Raw genomic sequence first — 1,434 nt, forward strand, 5'->3', positions numbered from 1 at the left:
CCGTTGTATCTGTAGCTGTAAAAACTTCTAAAACCTGAAGTACTGAACGGTCCGGAGATATGGTTCAGCCCGAAGGGATAGTAATTGTTGGTATCAATAATTTCAGGAGCGTCTGTGCTATCCTTGGATAAAAGAATAGTATTAAAACCACTGCAAAAGCAATGGTTTTAATTTATTATCTGAAAACGAACGAGATGCTCGCACTATTGGGGACTTTGCTCAGTGTTTTTTTATTCTATAATTTTCTGATAACAATTTTCTCCATAATGACCAAAGCAGAGAAAAATGTTTTTATCTTTTTTTTTGAAAGAAGTTATATAAGTTGTATTAGTGTCTTCTACATCCTCTGGAAAAGCAATTAAATCTTTGTCTAAATTTAGATAAAATTTTGAAAGTGTTATAGATTGATTATCTATTTTATATTTTGAATCGTAATCCAATAACTTTTTCCCTTCCCTATTATAAATAACCCTATTGTACACTCCATCTCTGTGAATTGTCAGGGTATCATATGTATTTTTATATGATACTGGCGAATATTTTCCATACATATCTTCACTACTAATATTTTGACATGAAAATAGAAGTGGTAATAAAATTAAACTTATACATTTTTTCATATTTATTAAATTTAAGTTGTTCGATTTAAAATCTAGGTCTTTTTAATATAGATGGTGGTGTTACAGCTTGTTTAAAAACGTTCTTTAAGGTTGGGTTAATTACTTTTTTTTGAACTTCGGAATTGCTTTCAGTCCACATATAAGTCTGATATGTATTTCCAAAGCTATTTACTTTTCCTTCGGTTCTTTCAAAATTATTTACTGGTAATCTATAAAATAATGACTCCTGAGATTTTGAATCTAACATTAAAAAAAGTGTTTCGTCTCCTAATTTGTACCAAGATACAGTAGATCTTCCCCACATCTGCTCATACCCATCAAAATTTGCTCTTATAGGATTAGCCTGAAGATATGTCATCTCTACAAACCCTTTTGGATCTTGTGAGTTTAATGATGCTTGTCTTGCTAAAGAAGAATATGGAGACGATGCCTTATCTAGAGAAGCAAAAGGTCCATCATTAGAATCATTAAAATCACTAAATAGACTGCGGGCAGGTCCACTTCCTCCAAAATATTCAATTGTTATCGTTCCCCATCCTATATCTTTTCCTCTATGAGTATAACCTCTAATAATAGATTCTCCACCTGTAATAATATTTGAAGCTCCAGTTTGTCGACTAACTACTTTTGTATCTCCATTTCTTTGATGGTAAAAATCTATTTTATTTCCACCTAAGTTACTAATCATCTTGCCATCCTTATCATACTCATTATCCAATCCCGTAAAAATATTACCTCCCGAAGATTCGGTACTTGTAGACATTGTTGCTACATACGCTTTAAAAGCAAACTGTGCATCAGCACCTGTAGCAGT

At 32.0% G+C, this 1,434-nt stretch carries 2 protein-coding genes; both read right to left on the reverse strand.

Annotated elements, in window-relative coordinates; translation table 11 throughout:
* Positions 1 to 230 precede the first annotated feature (230 nt).
* Positions 231 to 620, reverse strand: coding sequence for a hypothetical protein (locus DEU40_RS22175; RefSeq protein WP_137905717.1), 390 nt, complete (start codon positions 618 to 620; stop codon positions 231 to 233).
* A gap of 25 nt (positions 621 to 645) precedes the next feature.
* A partial coding sequence (locus tag DEU40_RS22590) for a hypothetical protein (protein ID WP_181398020.1) occupies positions 646 to 1,434 on the reverse strand: 789 nt, incomplete at its 5' end.

The sequence above is a fragment of the Chryseobacterium sp. AG844 genome (genome assembly GCF_003182335.1).
GTDB lineage: Bacteria > Bacteroidota > Bacteroidia > Flavobacteriales > Weeksellaceae > Chryseobacterium > Chryseobacterium cupriresistens.